This window comes from Frankia sp. R43, assembly GCF_001306465.1.
Lineage (GTDB): Bacteria > Actinomycetota > Actinomycetes > Frankiales > Frankiaceae > Parafrankia > Parafrankia irregularis.
This window is the reverse complement of the sequence record NZ_LFCW01000007.1, coordinates 254,451-270,921: the sequence shown is the minus strand read 5'-3', so window position 1 is coordinate 270,921 and position 16,471 is coordinate 254,451. Positions and strand designations below refer to the sequence as shown.

The 16,471-nt window shown below is 71.3% G+C and carries 11 protein-coding genes; 2 read left to right on the top strand and 9 right to left on the bottom strand.

Annotation, left to right across the window (positions count from 1 at the left end; all coding sequences use genetic code 11):
- Positions 1-80: 80 nt before the first annotated feature.
- The 4 genes from helR to ACG83_RS28685 all read right to left on the bottom strand — a co-directional run bounded on the left by helR (position 81) and on the right by ACG83_RS28685 (position 5,730).
- Positions 81-2,264 (bottom strand): RNA polymerase recycling motor ATPase HelR, encoded by a 2,184-nt coding sequence (gene helR, locus ACG83_RS28700; RefSeq protein ID WP_054569370.1) that lies wholly within the window; start codon positions 2,262-2,264, stop codon positions 81-83.
- A 292-nt stretch (positions 2,265-2,556) separates the two neighbouring features.
- A complete protein-coding gene (locus tag ACG83_RS28695; RefSeq protein ID WP_116437404.1) occupies positions 2,557-3,810 on the bottom strand; it encodes a Fic family protein in 1,254 nt (417 codons plus the stop codon).
- Positions 3,811-4,285: 475 nt separating this feature from the next.
- The gene (locus ACG83_RS28690; RefSeq protein WP_235498248.1) at positions 4,286-5,068 is read right to left on the bottom strand and encodes a hypothetical protein; all 783 of its coding nucleotides are present in this window, start codon (positions 5,066-5,068) and stop codon (positions 4,286-4,288) included.
- A 50-nt stretch (positions 5,069-5,118) separates the two neighbouring features.
- Complete coding sequence (locus tag ACG83_RS28685; protein ID WP_235498247.1) at positions 5,119-5,730, bottom strand: TetR family transcriptional regulator; 612 nt, start codon at positions 5,728-5,730, stop codon at positions 5,119-5,121.
- 68 nt (positions 5,731-5,798) lie between these two features.
- On the opposite strand from ACG83_RS28685, the gene ACG83_RS28680 reads away from it, so the two are divergent.
- A complete protein-coding gene (locus tag ACG83_RS28680; protein ID WP_235498246.1) occupies positions 5,799-7,472 on the top strand; it encodes an MFS transporter in 1,674 nt (557 codons plus the stop codon).
- A gap of 76 nt (positions 7,473-7,548) precedes the next feature.
- Here ACG83_RS28680 and ACG83_RS28675 read toward each other — a convergent pair whose 3' ends face one another.
- From ACG83_RS28675 to ACG83_RS28660, 4 genes are all read right to left on the bottom strand, one after another.
- Positions 7,549-8,505: a DUF6454 family protein gene (locus tag ACG83_RS28675; RefSeq protein ID WP_054569368.1), complete on the bottom strand. Its 957-nt coding sequence runs from the start codon at positions 8,503-8,505 to the stop codon at positions 7,549-7,551.
- A gap of 70 nt (positions 8,506-8,575) precedes the next feature.
- The gene (locus ACG83_RS28670) at positions 8,576-10,723 is read right to left on the bottom strand and encodes a long-chain fatty acid--CoA ligase (protein WP_054569367.1); all 2,148 of its coding nucleotides are present in this window, start codon (positions 10,721-10,723) and stop codon (positions 8,576-8,578) included.
- Between the two features lie 50 nt (positions 10,724-10,773).
- Positions 10,774-12,009 (bottom strand): cytochrome P450, encoded by a 1,236-nt coding sequence (locus ACG83_RS28665; protein WP_054569366.1) that lies wholly within the window; start codon positions 12,007-12,009, stop codon positions 10,774-10,776.
- A 172-nt stretch (positions 12,010-12,181) separates the two neighbouring features.
- The gene (locus tag ACG83_RS28660) at positions 12,182-13,354 is read right to left on the bottom strand and encodes an amidohydrolase family protein (RefSeq protein WP_054569365.1); all 1,173 of its coding nucleotides are present in this window, start codon (positions 13,352-13,354) and stop codon (positions 12,182-12,184) included.
- 136 nt (positions 13,355-13,490) lie between these two features.
- Between ACG83_RS28660 and ACG83_RS28655 the strand changes: the two genes are divergently transcribed.
- A complete protein-coding gene (locus ACG83_RS28655; protein ID WP_054569364.1) occupies positions 13,491-14,294 on the top strand; it encodes a GntR family transcriptional regulator in 804 nt (267 codons plus the stop codon).
- A 206-nt stretch (positions 14,295-14,500) separates the two neighbouring features.
- Here ACG83_RS28655 and ACG83_RS28650 read toward each other — a convergent pair whose 3' ends face one another.
- On the bottom strand, positions 14,501-16,456 hold the full coding sequence (locus ACG83_RS28650) for a M13 family metallopeptidase (protein ID WP_054569363.1): 1,956 nt from the start codon (positions 16,454-16,456) through the stop codon (positions 14,501-14,503).
- Positions 16,457-16,471: the final 15 nt, after the last annotated feature.

Here is a 16,471-nt window from a genome sequence, read left to right as displayed (position 1 = left end):
CTGATCCTCGGTGGCGGCGCCGGGGCCGGCAACTCGACCGCCCCGGCGCCGTGGCGCTCCGGTGACCCTGGTGACCGGTGTCAGGGGCTGGTGAGGATGACGAGCTGCCGGGTGGCGCGGGTCATTGCGACATAGCGGTCGACGGCCCCCTCGATGCCGTCGCCGAACGCCGCCGGGTCGACGAGGACGACCAGGTCGAACTCGAGCCCCTTCGACAGCTCCGGTGGCAGCGACCGCACCCGCGACGTCGCCGCGAACGTCGGATCGCCGATGACGCAGGCGGTCCCGTCCGCGTTCGCGGTGAGCCAGCTGTCGACAACCGTGCCCAGCTCGGACGTCGACCCGTACACGACGGGGAGGCCGCTGCTGCGGATCGAGGTCGGCACGTTGGCGTCCGGCAGCGCCGCGCGGATGACCGGCTCGGCGGCGGCCATGACCTCCTCGGGGGTGCGGTAGTTGACGGTCAGCGACGCCAGCGTGATCCGGTCGAAGCCGGCCCGCCCGATGCGCTCCTGCCACGACTCGGTGAAGCCGTGCCGGGCCTGGGCGCGGTCCCCGACGACGGTGAAGCTGCGGGACGGGCAGCGTGCCAGCAGCATCTGCCACTGCGCGTCGGTCAGCTCCTGGGCCTCGTCCACGATGATGTGCGCGAACGGGCCGGCGAGCAGGTCCGGGTCGGCGGCCGGCAGCGCGGCGGAGTCGACGAGGGTGTCCCGGAGGTCCTGCCCGCGCAGCATCGTCATCGCACCCTCACCGTCGTCGTCGGCCGCGAGCAGGTTGTCGATGACCCTGGTCATGCGCTCCTGTTCGGCCGCGGTCGCGGCGGACTGCCGGCGCCGGCGGCGGGCTTCGGCCGGGTCACCGAGGCGGCGGCGGGCCGCGTCGAGGAACGGCAGGTCGGCGACGGTCCAGGCGCCCGCCCGCGGGCGCTGGAGCCGGCGGACCTCGTCCAGGCCCAGCCACGGCGCGCATCTGCGCAGGTAGGCGGGTACCGACCACAGGTCGGCGACCAGGTCGGCCGCCTCAAGCAGCGGCCAGGCGTTGTTCAGGGCCGTGAGCAGCTCCCGGTTGCGCAGCAGCGACCGGCGGACCAGCCCGGCGGTGGCCTCACCGCGGTCGCCGCCGTCGGCGTCCATGCCGGCGGCGGCGATGTGCTTGTCCAGCAGGATCGTGAGCAGCTCCGCCAGGACCCGGTCACGGGCCTCGTTGTGCGGGGTGCCGGGCTCCGGCGCGTCGAAGGCCTCGGCCCAGTCGTCGGGGCCGAGCCACAGCTCCGACCAGCCGGTCGTGATCGTCATCCCCTGGGTGGGGGGCTCCTCGTAGAACCGGACGGCCGCCTCGATCGCCCCCACCAGGTCCGCCGACGACTTCAGCCGGGCCACCTCCGGGTCGGCCTCGACCACCGCCGCCGCGCCTTCGGTGACCAGGTCGCGCACGGTGCAGGTCTGCACGCCCTCCTCCCCGAGGCTCGGCAGGACGTCCGCCACATAGGCCAGGTACGGCTGGTGCGGGCCGACCACCAGCACACCACCCCGGCGGGCCCCGACCCGGGCGTCGGAGTAGAGCAGATAGGCGGTGCGGTGCAGCGCGACGACGGTCTTGCCGGTGCCCGGGCCGCCGTCGACGACCAGCGCGCCGTCCGACCCGGCCCGGATGATGGCGTCCTGGTCCGCCTGGATGGTGCCGAGCACGTCGCGCATGCGGGACGTCCGGCTGCTGCCGAGGCTGGCGATGAACGCGGACTGGTCGTCGAGTGCCGCGTGCCCGTCGAAGACGTCGTCGGTGAAGATCTCGTCCCAGTAGTCGCTGATCCGGCCACGGGTCCAGCGGTAGCGGCGGCGGCTGGTCAGGCCCATCGGGTTCGCATGGGTCGCGCCGAAGAACGGCTCGGCCGCGGGGGAGCGCCAGTCGAGCAGCAGCCGGCGCCCCGCGTCGTCGGTGAGGCCGAGCCGCCCGACGTACAGGGGTTCGGGCTCGTCCGGGTGGACCATGCGGCCGAGGCACAGGTCCAGACCGAAGCGGCGCAGGGCGCGCAGGCGGGTGCTCAGCCGGTAGATCTCGATGTCCCGATCCATCGCCGCCTGGCCGAGACCACCGGGAGCCAGCCGCTCGGCGTCGAGGCGGCGGACCAGGTCGGCGATCGACTGCTCCAGGTTCGCCGCGACGGCGGCCAGATGCCGCTCGTCGTCGGCGATCAGCTCCGGCGCGGCCTTGCCGGCGAGATGGTCGGGAAGACCGAACGCGCTCGTCGTCACCGGATTCACGCGAGCGGCTCCGAACCGAGGTGGATGTCCACCCCGCGTGGCTCGTTCGTCGACAGCGACACGTGCATATCGCGACCCTCGTTTCCGCAGTTCCGGCTTCGGTCCGCGATTCTGCGGTACAACCTGGGTCTTGCGGCAAGCCCCCCGGCATGCTATAGCTTAAAAATGGCAGCAGGATGCTGCGCCGGCCCGAATCTCCGCCGGCCCGGATCTCCGCCGCCCCAACGCATCTGCTCGGCATTGCTGCCGCCCCGTCGACCCACGTTCGCTGGCCGGGTGTGCCCGCTGGCCGCTACGGGGCGCCGCGGCGGCCGGCGCGGGCGGCGAACGAGTCCAGTGCGCTGAGGACCTCGGAGGCCTGCCACATGCGGTTGCGGGTGAAGCCGGTGAACTCGGTGATGATCCCGGCCTCGGCCAGCGGCGCGATCACCCGCTGGGCGTTCTGCCGGGTGACACCCAGCTCGGCCGCCACCGCCTGGGCGTCGACGACGGGCTGGCGCAGAAGCAGGTCCGCGAGCTGCCACGCCCGGGCGTCGCGCCGGATCCTCAGCCGGTTCTCCCAGCCGGCGCGGATCGCCCGCAGCTCGCTCGCCAGCTGGCGCCCGTTCGTGATCGCGGTGACCGACGCCGTCGCGAACCTTTCGACGATCGGGGCCACGTCGCCGTCACGGTAGGCGTCGAGGGCGTCGAAGTAGGCCGCGGTGTCGGTGAGCAGGCCGGCCGAGACCGGCACCGTGACGTTGCGGGTCAGGCCATGGCGACGCAGCATCGCGTGGACGAGCGCGCGGCCGGTTCGGCCGTTCCCGTCGGGGAACGGGTGGATCGTCTCGAACTGGGCGTGCGCGACGGCCGCCTGGCTCAGGACCGGAACATCGGCCCTGTTCGCGAAGCGCAGGAGATCCGCCATCAGGGCCGGGACGTGGCAGTGGTGCGGGGGAATGAACGACGCCCCATGGGGCCCGTAGGAGTCGCCGCCGATCCAGACCTGCTCCTCGCGCCACCGGCCGCCGATGCCCGGCGCGTGGCCCGCCATCAGCGCGGCGTGCATCGCGAGGACGGCGGATTCGTCCAGGCGGTCGGCGAGGTCGAGGGCCGCCCGCATCGCGGCGACGTTGCCGACGATCTCGGCCGCATTGCGTTTCTCGGTGCTGCCGAGCTCGGCGAGGGCGATCGCCTTGGCTCCCGAGGTGAGGTTCTCGATCCTGGAGGATGAGGCGGACTCGGAGCGGAGCAGCACGGAGGCGAACGGCGCGACCTCCGCGCCGAGTTCCGCGTCGAAGCGGGCGATCTCGGCCGAGGCGTCGTCCGCCAGCGACGCCACGTGGACGGGTGGCGACGGAGCCCGGTCGGCGATCATCGGCACGACGGCGGCCCGATACGGACCCTGATGGCGTGCGCGCATCCGGGTGGAGACCAGATCATCCGGGATCTTCGAGGCCCAGTCGTGCTCCTCCCAGCCCAGGGCCGGCCAGCCGGTGCCCGCGCCCGCGCGCGTGCCGGCCTGGGCGTCTCCGGCCCGCTGGCCGCCCGATAGACCTGAAACCATGGTCGAATCTTAGCTTCAGTAATGCTGTAACTGAAACTATGGGGCGGGTGCGGGCTCGGATCCGTCGGTGGCATGCGGCCAGGCGGTGCCCGCCTTCGGACGTCCTTCCGGCTCAGCCAGAGGTGAAGCGGGTGGTGGCCGTCGACGCTCGCGCAGTTGTGATCATGAAATTAGCACATGGTTGACCATGGAAATAGCACGTAGATCATCGGTGATTTAGCGCCCGGTGGCCCGGTGGCCCGGTGGCCCGGTGGCCCGGTGAGCTGGTGGGCTGGCGGTTCGGCTTGGCGAGTCGCAAGAATGAAGGATTTTTGTCGTTCCAACGACCGAAATCCGTCACTCTTGCGGGTTACCAGGCGGACCTACGCCCCTTTCACGGTAAATCGTGGTGCTGCGCGGCGATGCGGCATCTCGATGGGTGGCCGTGGCTCTTCGAACCGCGGCCTTGGGCCGCCGCCGGAGGCCGGTGCCCGGCTCAGCTGGTGGCGGCGTGGGTGGTGCCGATCAGGGCGAGTGCCCCGGTGCCGCTGTCGTGGACGTCGACCTCGCCGATGCCGCCGTGCACGGCGGCACGGGCGACAGCGGGCCCGACCCGCACCGGCCGCAGGTAGCGGACGTGCATGTGCGCCAGCGGCCGGTTGCCGGGGTCGGCGGAGCGCGCGGCCTCCTCGACGGTCGCCGTGAGCAGGCCGCCCTGGATCGCCTTCGTGCCGTTGACCACGTAGGGGGCCACGGGCATCACGGCCTCGCCCGGCGCGGTGCGCTCACAGCCGACCCGCCGCGCGAACGGCTCGTCCAGCGGTGCCTGCCCGGCCTGGTACCTGGCCAGCGCCTTCGCGATGCTGGGCATCGTCTTCGTCGGGTCGGGTGCCGCCATGAACGTGCCGTGGCCGAAACCGACCCGTGCCCCCGCCGCCGTGGTGATGTCCATCCGGGCGACGACAACCGACGACCCGGCGCGGGCGATGCGCGCAGCGGTGCGCAGTGAGGTGGCGCCGTCGATCCCGTCGAACAGGTGGACGTCCAGTTCGAGGGTGACCACCAGCCGCGGTTCGAGGGCCTGGATGGCGAGCATGCCGAGCTGGGTGTCGACCCAGGTGGCCGCGATCGAGATCATCGGCTGGCGGCTGCCGGACGCCCACATCGTCGGAAGCACCTCGACGGTGCCGGGCAGCTCGCCCTCCACGATCTGGCCCAGGCCGAGCCCGACCTCGGCGAAGGCCGGAAGTCGTCTGCGTGTCTCCTGCGGAGTGGTCACGCGTCCGAATATGGCACGGGTGGCCAGTTCCGTGTCGCTCGCGGTGACCGTCATCGCCAGCCGGGGTGCGGGGAGCGCAGCACGGCGCGCAGCCCGGGGGAGAGGTACCGGACTAATTCATCGGCGGGCATGCTCGCGATGGGTTCGAGCCGGAGGATGTAGCGGCTGAAAATGATGCCGGCCACCTGCGCGCTGAACGCGGCTGCCCGTTGGGGGGCATCGGCGCCGCCCAGGTACTCGGCCACCCGACCGATGATCTCGCGCTCCAGTACCTCCCGGAACAGCCGGGCGAACTCTGGCTCCTGCATCAGCGCCACCGCCATGACCTCCAGCTGGCCGCCGAGGTCGGGCTCGTCCCAGGTGGTGAGGATCGTGCGCAGCACCCGCTCCGGCATGGTGGCCCGGTCACCCCGCAGTGCGCTGGACAGCAGTTCGGGCGGGTTGGCGACCAGGCCGAGCGCCGCACCGAACAGGCCCTTCTTGGAGCCGAAGAAGTAGCTGATCAGGGCGACGTCCACGCCGGCCTCGGCGGCGATCGAACGCAGCGAGACCGAGCGATATCCCTGGTCGAGGAAACGGCGGCGGGCGACCTCGAGGATCGCGGCGCGGGTGTCCGGGCTGCCGGGCCGTCGGCCGCGGCTGCCCGCGACGGGTTTATTCATCACCGTTGAAATCATGGGACGCGGTACCGCAGGTTGGCAACGTCAGAATCTCCCCACCGGAGGTCACGATGACCATCCCCACGGCGGCCCAGGAGCCGCCGACCGGCCCGCAGAACGGCCCCGTCGGCCCCGTCGGTACCAGCGGCGCAACCGGTGCAAGCGGCACCGTCGGCACCGGCGTTCGCAGCGGCGCCGCCGGAGCCACCAGCCACGCCACCCTCCCAGTGATCATGCTCGCGCTCGCCACCGTCGTCGCCGCCGTCGCGTCGCTGAACGTGGCGCTCCCGTCGATCGCGCGCGACACCCATGCCACCCAGACCCAGCTGTCCTGGATCATCGATGCCTACGCGCTGCCATTCACTGCTCTGCTGCTGCTCGGCGGGGCCATCGGCGACCGGTACGGACGCCGCCGAGCCCTGATCGCCGGCCTCGCGATCTTCGGCGCCGGCTCGGTGGCGGCGCTGGCGGTGAGCACTCCCGGCTGGCTGATCGCCCTGCGCGCGGTGCTCGGCGCCGGCGCCGCCCTGGTGATGCCGGCGACCCTGTCGACCATCACCGCGACCTTCCCCGCGGACCAGCGTCCGCGCGCCGTCGGAGCCTGGACGGGCGTCGCCGGGGCGAGCGCCCTGCTGGGAGTGCTCACCTCCGGCCTGCTCCTCGAGTTCTGGTCGTGGCGTTCCGTCTTCGGGCTGAACGTCGCGCTCGCCGTGGTCGCCCTGGCCGCGACGCTGCGGGTGATCCCCGAGTCGGCCGACCCGTCCGCCCCGCGGCTGGATCTGTTCGGCGCGCTGCTGACGGTGGTCGGCCTCGGCGTCACGGTCTACTCGGTGATCGAGGCGCCGACCGAGGGATGGACCAGCCCCCGGACGCTCGGCGGCATCGCGGGTGGGCTCGCGGTGCTGGCCGGGTTCGTGGCCTGGGAGCTTCGGGCCCGCACTCCGCTTCTCGACCCGCGCCTGTTCGGTCATCGCGCCTTCGCCGCCGGGACGCTGTCGATCACCGTGCAGTTCTTCGGCTTCTTCGGTTTCATCTTCCTGGTCCTGCAGTATCTGCAGCTCGTCCGGGGCGACAGCGCGCTGCGCGCGGCCCTGAGCCTGCTGCCGATGTCCCTGGCGATCATGTCCGGTGCCCGCGGGATGGCGCCCCGGCTGCTTCCCCGGGTGGGCGCGCGCCCGGTGATCATTCTCGGGCTCGTCCTGGTCACCACCGGTCTGCTGGTGATCTCGCGGCTGGACGGCACGAGCGCCTACTGGTCGCTGCTCGCCGGCCTGCTGCCGCTCGGCGCCGGTATGGGCCTGGCCATGACCCCCGCGACGACCGCGATCACCGAGGCGCTGCCGGCCGCGAAGCAGGGCGTCGGCTCGGCGGTGAACGATTTGGCCCGTGAGCTGGGCGGCGCGCTCGGCATCGCCGTGCTCGGCAGCGTCATGCAGTCGACCTACCGGGACCAGCTGCAGCCGGCCGGTCTGCCGGATCAGGTCGTCGAACAGGCCCGCTCCTCGCTGGCGGTCGCCTCCCGGCTGGCACCCGAGGTGGCGCGCCAGGCGCAGAGCGCGTTCGTCGACGGCATGCAGCTCGCGCTGACCTGCGCGGCCGTTGCGGCCGCCGTCGCCGCCCTCGCCGTGGCGGCCCTGCTGCGCCGCGACGGGGCCGTGGCCGCCATCCCGCACCCGGGGTCTTCTGTCCCAGCCTCGGCGTCACCGAAGTCCCCGGAGGCCGAGTCGTTCGCAATGAAGAGTTGAGCATTTCTGGTAGTTGGCGGGCATGGCACCGCACCCGGCCGGGCACCGCACCCGGCCGGGCAGACCGACCTCGGTCTCAGGCGACGGGCGACTCGAACACGATCAGCTCCGTGCCGGCGATCTCCTCGCCGTCGTCCGGCGCGGTGAACAGGCGCAGCGTGTTACCCGTCCGCTCCAGGGCGACGGGGTTGCGGGTGACGACATGGCCGGCCGAGGAGAACCTCGGGAACGGGACCTCGTGCAGGATCGCGTTGTCCGACAGGTCGCGCAGCGCGATCCCGCCCAGCTCGTAGCTGCCGCCGGTGGCGGTCGCGAGGCCGGTGACCCCGCCGCAGATCTGCTTGCCGGCCCCGGCGTAGTCGCAGTCCTGGTAGTCGAGCATGTGGTCCTCGTTCGCCTGCCGGGTCAGCTGGCGGCCGTTCGCCGACCAGGCGTACAGGGTGCGCGAGCCCCAGCTGACGCCGTGCACGATGCCGGTCTCCCGGTCCCGGACGACCCCGCCGACGTGGTCGTTCACCCGGAACGCCTCGGCGACCCGGTACGTCCGCGGGTCGAGGCGGTAGACGATCGCCTTGCTGTTCGGCCGGTACTCGGCGACCGGGACCCACACCGACGTCCCGTCGAAGTCGATGCCGCCGGGGTGGTAGACCGTGCCCTCGCCGAGGGTCACGTCCTTGAGCAGGGTGCCCTGCCGGTCCAGGACGAGTACATGCCCGACGCCCCGACCCGGCGTCCGGTCGTAGCCGTCGACGGGCGCCGGGTAGCGCACCGGAGCCTCCAGGATCTCGACGGTCGACAGGAAGATCTTGTCGCCGACGAGCGCCAGGCCCTGCGGATGGTAGGTCGGGAAGCGCAGCGAGATCTTCTGCACCTGCGTCCAGGACGTCGACCGCGTGGTGGCGGCGAACGCGACCGTGGCCGGATCGTCGCGCCGCGGCTGCTTCGCCGTCGCCGACGACGTGCTCACCACGGCACCGGCGACGGCCACCGAGGCGATCGTCGCGGCGGCACGGACGAGCCAGGAACGTTTCATGCGGATCCTCCCAGACAGGTGCACAGCCGGTTCGCGTCACCGAGCCTGCACACCTGGCCTGGCCGGACGGTTACCAGTCGGTGGCGGACGGACGTCCGGAAGAGGGAGTGTCCGCGGGCCGTAGGGGGGTGGCGGGAACGTTCGGCGGGGCGGCGAACATCGCGGCGATGTCCGCGGCGTACTTGGCCGCTATCTGGGCGCGGCGCAGCTTCGCGGTCGGCGTGAGCTCGTCGGAGTCCGGCAGCCATTCGGCCGCCAGCACGCGGAATCGGCGGACCTTCTCCGGCCGGACCAGGGTTTCGTTCGCCGCGCCGATCTGCCGGGCCAGCTCTGCGAGCAGGTCCGGATGCGCGGCCAGGTCGGCCAGGTCGGCCAGCTCGACCGGCGTGGCCGGCCGAACCGGCTCGGCCGGGTCGTGGCCCACGACGCCCTGCCCGGTGGCCCAGTGCTCGGCGGCCCAGCGCTCGGTGGCCCACTGCTCGGTGGCCTGCGCGTCCAGGATGACCAGCGCCCCCGGGCCCGGCTGGCCGTCGCCGACGACGCAGACCTGCCCGACGAGCGGCTGCGCGGCGAGCGCCATCTCGACGGCGACCGGTGAGACGTTCTCCCCGCCGGCCGTGATGAGAAGCTCCTTCTTGCGCCCCCGCAGGACGACGTAGCCATCGTCGAGGGAGGCGAGGTCGCCGGTGCGGACCCAGCCATCCCGATCGACCGTGGCGCTGGTCAGCGCGGGGTCGTCGAGGTAGCCACGGAACGCTGCCCCGGAGCGGAACAGCAGCTCACCGTCGTCGTCGAGGCGTACTTCGACACCCGGCATGGGCCGGCCGACGGTGCCGGGCCGGTACGCGAACGGGTCGACGGTGAGCATGCCGGTCGACTCGGACAGGCCATAGCCTTCGAACATCGGCACGCCCAGGCCGATCCAGCTGGCCAGCAGCGACGGGTTCGCCGGCGCGGCGCCGATCGCGCCCGTCCAGAGGTCACCGAGGCCGAGGCGGGCACGCAGCTCCCGGGCGGCCGGTCGCAGTCGGGCATGCTCGCCGGCCAGCTCGTCGGGGATCGCCTCGCCCGCGAACCCGAGCAGCGCGACCCGCTGGCCGAGCTCCAGCGCGCGCCGGTACCGGTCCGCCAGCGCCGGGTCCCCGAGGGAGCCGACCCAGGCCCGCAGCTCGCCCAGGAACCGCTCCCACAGGTAGGGCGGGGCGAAGAACAGCTGTGGCGGCCGGTCCGGGAGCACCGAGGCGACGTCGGCCGGGTTGGGGCAGACGACATCCTCCAGCCCGGCGTAGACGTGGCAGTACTGGGCGTAGAAGCGGGTGGCGATGTGGGCGAGCGGCAGGTAGCTGATCCAGCGGGCACCGGTCAGGTCTCGGTCGAGCCGGCGGCGGTAGCTCTCGCACTGCCACAGCACCGCCCGCTGGTCGAGCAGTACGCCTTTGGGGAGCCCGGTCGTGCCGGAGGTGTAGATGACGGTGGCGAGATCCTCGGGCCGGGCCAGCGCCGCCCGCCCGGCGAGGTTCACCGGCTCGGCTTCGAGCAGGTCCGTCCAGCTCAGCACGCCATCGGGCAGCACACCGTCACGCGGCATACCGTCACGCGGCATACCGTCACGCGGCACGCTGTCACGCAGCACGCCACCGGGTGGCGGGCCTTCGGTCGGCGTGCCGCTGGCCGGCGTGCCGCCGCCCAGGTCACCGACCGGGTCGCCGCCCGGGGCGTCGGCCGGGTCGCCGGTGCCGGGGCGCAGCACGATGACGTGCCGCAGCCCCGGTAACGCATGGCGGACGGCCAGGACCCTGTCGAGGAGCACACGATCCGCCACGACGACGACGCTCGCGCCCGCGTGCGCGACGAGGTGGCGGATCCGCTCGGGCGGCGACGAGTTGTAGATCGAGATCGGGCATCCGCCGAGCAGGAGCACGGCCGAGTCCAGCACGTGGAACTCGGGGCCCGGGTGGGTCAGGAGCACCGCCCGGTCACCGCGGCGGAACCCGAGCCGTTCCAGCGCTCCCGCGATCCGGGCGACCTGCGCGCCGTACTCCCGCCACGACCAGGCGCGCCAGCTGTCCCCGTCCCGCCAGTGCACGCTGGCCTCGTCGGGCCGAGTCCGGCACTGCCGCGCGAGTAGTCCGGGCACGGTGAGCCCGGCGACCGCGGCCTGGATGTCCGCCGCCTCGGCCGCCGTCTGAGCCCCTGTCTCCGCTGACCCGGCTGCCATCGTCGACCTGTCCGACCTGTCCTCCGCCGCCGACCTGTTCAACGTCGTGGCTACGAGTCCGCCGGGAAGACCCGGGGGCCGGGGCGGAAGGTGATCGGCACCGACAGCGGTGCCCGGTTGAAGGTCGAGTGGTAGTGGACGTCCGCGCCTGGCTGCAGCCGGATGTCATGCAGCCGGCGGACGATCTCCTCGTACGCGATGCGCAGGTTCATCCGGGCGAGGTTGGAGCCGGCGCAGCGGTGCGGCCCGGCGCCGAACGCGATGTGCCGGTTCTGTTCCCGGGTGACGTCGAACTCGTCGGGGTTGGTGAACTCGCCCTCGTCCCGGTTGGCGGACGCCCAGTAGATGAGCACCTGCTCACCTGCCTTGATCTGCCTGCCGCCGAGCTCGGTGTCGTTCCTGGCGGTGCGGCCGATGCAGATGAAGGACCCGTCGAGGCGCAGGAGCTCCTCCATCGCCTTGGGGATCAGCTCCGGCTGCTCGCGCAGCAGGGCCGGGATCTCCGGGTGCGCGCAGAAGCGCAGCAGCGAGGCGCCGAGCACGCCCGCGGTCGTCTCCAGGCCGCCGAGAATGAGCAGGTGGATGGTGCCGATCGCCTCCTCGAGGGTGATCGGCCGGCCCTCGATCTCCGCGTTCATCACCGCGTCCACGACGTCGTCGCGCGGGCCGGACCGCCGCCGTTCCTCGAGGAAGTCCTTGATCCAGAGGGCCAGCTTTCCGTGCGACTCGCGGGATTCCGGCAGGTGCGGTGACGAGGCGAGCGTCGCCAGCCGGTTGACCTCCTCGAGGTCCTCGGCGGGTGCGTGCAGGGCCAGGTCGAAGAAGGCCATGCCGGGCAGCGGCCGGGCGAAGGCCTCCATGAACTCGCATTCACCGGCCTCGATGAATCCGTCGATGAGGCGGTTCACGAGATCGCGGGTCGCTGATTCCCAGGCGGCGACGGTCGCCGGGCGGAAGTGAATGTTGATCAGTTTCTTGAAGGTGCGCTGCAGCGGCGGGTCGATCGTGACCGGGAGGACCTTTCGCTGCTCACCCTGACGTGGCACCGTGATGCCCAGCTCGGAGCTGAAGGTCTGCCAGTCCTGGGCGACCTTCAGAACGTCCTCGTAGGCGCTCGCGACCCAGAATCCTCCGTGCTGATCGCTGTGGGCGACCGGGCACTTTGAGCGAGCCAGCGCTAACGCGGGATGCAGGTCGCGGGCGAGCTCGGGGGAGAGGTGATCGAAATGCTGTTCGACCCACTCCGCGTCAATGGCCCCCGTGGTGGGGGTCGTCGTATCGGTCATTTCCTTGGCTCCTGTGCGCCCGATTGGTCGGTTCACTCAGGATAACAATAAGTTAGTGTTCGTTTATCTTTTGGTGCCCTGAGCTGGGCAGATCTGTGCTGGGGGTGCCGGGTGGGCGGCCGGGTCACTGCTCGTTCCAGGTGTCCCAGCCGCCCAATCCGTCGACGAGTCGTCAGATCCGGTAGAGCTTGGCGGCGTTTCCGCCCATGACCTTCTCCTGCGTCTCCGGGCGCAGGGTCAGAATCTTCTCGCTGACCAGACCGATGGGGTCCGGGTGCAGGCAGGTCGGGTGCGGGAAGTCCGTCTCGAACATGATGGTGTCCTCGCCGACCTGGTCGATGAGGTGCTGCAGGTCGCCGCGGCCGGTCTCGAACCAGAACGTGGCGTACCAGTTGTCGCGGAAGTACTCCGAGGGCAGCTTGTTCAGCTTCTCCGCGTGCTTGGGGGCGTTCTCCGCAAGCTCGTAGTCCATCGCCTCGAGCATGAACGGGATCCAGCCGATGCCGCTCTCGACGGAGACCATCTTCAGGTTGGGGTGCCGGTCGAACATGCCGGAGTAGGCGCTGTTGAGCAGCACCCGGGAGTTGTTCTGGAACAGCGAGGCGCCGCCGATGGCGGGTTTCACGTAGTTGTCCTGGCTGGGCCAGTAGGTGGTGCCGAAGTACGACAGCGAGGTCTGGCTGGCGCCGATGTGGAAGTGCACCGGCAGCTTCAGCCCGGCGCAGACCTCCCAGAACGGGTCCCAGTCGGGGTGGCCGAGGTCGGGGGAGCCGGAGTCCTGCGGGTCGGCGGTCATGTTGACCCCGCGGTAGCCCAGCGCGGCGCAGCGCTCGGCCTCGCGGACGCAGGCCGCGATGTCCCATGCCGGCATGATCGGCATGGGGAGCAGCCGGTTGCCGGACTCGGCCTGCACCTCGGCCATCGCGTCGTTGTACAGCTCGACGCACAGCCGGAGAAGTACCTCGTCCTTGACCGAGTTGCGCAGGTTCTGGCCGCCGATGCCGATGGCGTTCGGGTAGAGGACCTGGGCCTGGATGCCGAGCTCGTCCATCAGGGCCAGGCGCGTCTTCGGGTCCCAAGCAGCCGGGTGGACGTCCTTGATGCCCCACGAGCCGCCCTGCGAGTCGCGGAACGCGTGCTTCTTCCCGTCGTGGTCGACGGTGCCGCCCGAGCCTGCCTTGCCGAAGGTCTTGCCCTCGATGACCCACATGTCCATGCCGTCGATCTTCTCGACGTGGGGGACCCGGTCCTCGTACCCCTTCGGCGCGCGCTCGGTGAACAGGTCATGGCGTTCGGTCATGTGGGCGTCGGCGTCCACCACGCGCAGACCAGCCAGTCCCGCCATTCAGGGCCTCCTTGGGTCGGTGCGGCCGTTGCCGCGCTCACGCGAACATGAGTGTACGTTCACTCTGTACCGCTGGCAATCTACAATTTTGGATACTTAATTGACGTTTGCTACCCGTGGTGGTCACGATGGTCAGGTGGTTGTCCCAGCCGCGCTGCGGCGCACCAGAACAAGCGCCGCGGTTGTCGAGTACGTGCAGCGGGAGATCTTCGCGGGCAGTCTCCGGCACGGCGACCGGATCGACGTCGAACGGATCGGCACGGCGCTCGGGGTGAGCCCCACCCCGGTCCGCGAGGCACTCGTGCTGCTCGAGCGGGACGGGCTGATCGCCACCCGGATGCACCGGGTGGCGATCGTGGCGCACTTCGACGCCGGCACGCTGCGCGCGGACTTCCACGTCCTGGGCGTGCTGAGCGGGGTCGCGGCGGCGCGGGTCGCGAAGGACCGCGACCCGCGGGTGCTCGCCCGGCTCCAGGACCTCCTCCAGGCGCTGGCTGACAGTGCATCTGTCGACAGTGCGTCCGCTGGCGGTACGTCTGCCGACGGTGCGTCTGCCGACGGTGCGTCTGCCGACGGTGCGTCTGCCGACGGTGCGTCAGCCGACGGACGGGCCGACGCAGCGGTGACCGGCACCCGTACGAAGGATCTCGTCGCCGAGATCGTCCAGCTGCAGCATGATGCGGGTGCGACCCCACGCCTGCTCGCCGAGCTACAGGGCGTAGGCGGCTTCCTCGCCTGGGCCGCGCGGGAGAGCGACCGGCGCACACCCGAGGAGGTCGTCGAGGCTCAGCGGCGCGTCGTCGACGCCATCGTCGCCGGTCACTCTCAGGCGGCGGCGCGGGCCCGCCTCGCCGACGCCCGCGCGGCGGCCGAGGAGGTCATCGGCGAGCTGATCCGCCGTGGCGTGCTGCGCGCGGACGGGACGAACGCCGCTGGCTGAGACCGGGCCACCCGCCGCACGGCCGCCCACCGGGGACCTTGTACCGCCGCGCAGCGTCAACAAATCCCATTAAGAGGGGCAAAAGGGGCGCAGGGTCACCTGGCAATCCGCAAGAAGTGAGGATTTTGGTCGTCGCGACGACCAAAATCCTCACTTCTTGTTCGGTAGCAACGCCAGCCGAGGTGGCGGGGCCCGGATTCGCCCAGCTACCAGATGCGGACCCGCTCGTCCGGGTCGAGCCACAGGCCGTCGCCGGGGGCGGTGCCGAAGACCTCGTGGAACTCGTCGAGGTTGCGCACGATGTTGGCCCGCAGCTCCGGCGGGCTGTGCGGGTCGGTGGCGAGGTACTGGCGCTCGAGCTCGAGGCGGCGCTTGGTGCGCCACACATAGGCCCAGTTCATGAACAGCCGCCGCCGGTCGTCCCGGGACGCCTCGCCGCCGGTGGCGATGATGTACGCGGTGTGCGCGATGGTCAGGCCACCGAGGTCACCGATGTTCTCACCCACGGTGAGCGCACCGTTCACCTTCTCCCCGGGGAGGTTGCGCGGCTCGAGCGCGTTGTACTGCTCGACCAGCGTCTTGGACTTCACCTCGAAGGCGGCCTTGTCGGCCGGGGTCCACCAGTCGTTGAGGTTGCCGGCGCCGTCGTACTGCGCCCCCTGGTCGTCGAAGCCGTGGCCGACCTCGTGCCCGATGACCGCGCCGATGCCGCCGTAGTTCTCGGCCGGGTGGGCGTCCGGGCTGAAGAACGGCTTCTGCAGGATGCCGGCCGGGAAGCAGATCTCGTTGGTGCCCGGGTTGTAGTAGGCGTTGACCGTCTGCGGGAGCATGAACCACTCGTCCCGGTCGACCGGCGAGCCGATCTTGGCGAGCTCCCGGTCCGTCTCGAACGCGGCGGCGGCCTGCGCGTTGCCGACCAGGTCGTCCCGGCGCACCTGCAGGGCCGAGTAGTCCCGGAACCGGTCGGGGTAGCCGATCTTCGGCCGGAACGTCTCGAGCTTCTCGTAGGCGCGCCGCTTGGTCTCCTCGGTCATCCAGTCCAGCCGGGAGATCGACTCGCGGTAGGCCGCGAGCAGGTTCGCGACGAGGTTGTCCATCTGGGCCTTGGCCTGCGGCGGGAAATGGCGGGCGACGTACTCCCGGCCGACGGCCTCACCGATCGCCGTCTCGACGAACGACACCCCGCGCTTCCAACGCGCCCGCGGCTCGGGCGCGCCGCTGAGAGTGCGGCCGTAGAAGTCGAAGTTCGTCTGGACGAACGGCTCGGAAAGATACGGTGCGGCCGCGCGCAGCACCCGGCTCGCCAGCCACTCGCGCCAGACCTCGACCGGAGTGTCGCTCAGCACGATCGACAGGTGCTCGAAGAACGACGGCTGCCGCACGCACGCCTCGGCGAGTGTGGCGTGCGGGCCGGTCAGCTGACCGCCCAGCGCGGTGACGTAGGCGTCCCAGTCGAAGGTGGGGCACAGCGCCGCCAGCTCGGCGGTGGTCATGAGGTTGTACGTCTTCTGGACGTCGCGGGTCTCGGCCCGCTCCCAGTGGCCCTTCGCGAGCAGGGTCTCCAGGGCGAGGATCCGCTGCGCGGCCTCCTCGTGGTCGGGCAGCTGCGCGAGCTCGAACATGCGGGCCAGGTAGGCGGCGTACTTCTCGCGGATCTCGGCGAACCGGTCGTCGCGGTAGTACGACTCGTCGGGCAGGCCGAGGCCGCCCTGCCGCAGATGGAACAGGTAACGGTCCGAGTTGCGGTCGTCGGTGTCGACATAGGAGCCGAACAGCCCGTTGCCGCCGATCCGCTCGAAGCCGCCGAGGAAGGCGGCGAGGCCCTGGACGTCACGCAGCGCCCCGGCGGCGTCCAGCAGCGGACGTACCGGGTCGAGGCCGAGCGCCTGGACCGCGTCGAAGTCCAGGAAGGAGTTGTAGAGGTCGGCGATCTTCCGCGTCTCCTCGCCCTGGGCGGCGGGGTCCTGGGCGGCGAGGTCGGCGATGATGTCGCGGACCTGCTGTTCGGCGGCGTCGGCGAGCTGTACGAACGGGCCCCAGCTCGAACGGTCCGAAGGGATCTCCGCCTCGACGAGCCATCTGCCGTTCACATGGCCGAAGAGGTCGTCCTGCGGTCGGACGTCGAGGTCCATGCCCTCAAGGGCGTCGTCGAGGATGCTCACAACAACGAAGTCTGG

Bases quoted from the DNA above. Each gene is read 5' to 3' on its own strand.
- ACG83_RS28695 (WP_116437404.1), bottom strand. From the start codon at position 3,810: ATGGTTTCAGGTCTATCGGGCGGCCAGCGGGCCGGAGACGCCCAGGCC.
- ACG83_RS28685 (WP_235498247.1), bottom strand. From the start codon at position 5,730: ATGAATAAACCCGTCGCGGGCAGCCGCGGCCGACGGCCCGGCAGCCCG.
- ACG83_RS28680 (WP_235498246.1), top strand. From the start codon at position 5,799: ATGACCATCCCCACGGCGGCCCAGGAGCCGCCGACCGGCCCGCAGAAC.
- ACG83_RS28675 (WP_054569368.1), bottom strand. From the start codon at position 8,505: ATGAAACGTTCCTGGCTCGTCCGTGCCGCCGCGACGATCGCCTCGGTG.
- ACG83_RS28670 (WP_054569367.1), bottom strand. From the start codon at position 10,723: ATGGCAGCCGGGTCAGCGGAGACAGGGGCTCAGACGGCGGCCGAGGCG.
- ACG83_RS28665 (WP_054569366.1), bottom strand. From the start codon at position 12,009: ATGACCGATACGACGACCCCCACCACGGGGGCCATTGACGCGGAGTGG.
- ACG83_RS28660 (WP_054569365.1), bottom strand. From the start codon at position 13,354: ATGGCGGGACTGGCTGGTCTGCGCGTGGTGGACGCCGACGCCCACATG.